At 31.0% G+C, this 316-nt stretch carries 1 protein-coding gene; it reads left to right on the plus strand.

Features of this window, described 5'->3' with window-relative positions; genetic code table 11:
* Positions 1-273 (plus strand): hypothetical protein (locus tag SOM16_RS23090; protein ID WP_320466355.1); only part of this gene is annotated, 273 nt, incomplete at its 5' end.
* Between the last annotated feature and the right edge of the window lie 43 nt (positions 274-316).

The following is a 316-nucleotide window of genomic DNA, read 5'->3' on the forward strand; positions in this document are numbered from 1 at the left end:
ATTATGAACACATGGAAAGACGGCGAGCAAACAGCGACCCAACTTAAAGACAATGAAGCCCTTATTATCTTAATGGCAAAAAGAGGAATGAAATCTTATATTCCGCAAATGCGATTTATTCCTGAGCTTCTTAATAAACATTTGAGTAATAAAAATTACTTATTAATCTTCCCTTTTTCGGAATTCGAGAGTATAAATTCTGAGAAGCGATCTGTAGGAAATCATAATGATTTTATGGAAATCGGAAATATTGTAAATAATGTTTTCAGATAAAAAGACTGTAAAACAAGCAGGTAGCGGTAAATATTAATAAATT

The organism is Pedobacter sp. CFBP9032 (genome assembly GCF_034045265.1).
Classification (GTDB): domain Bacteria; phylum Bacteroidota; class Bacteroidia; order Sphingobacteriales; family Sphingobacteriaceae; genus Pedobacter.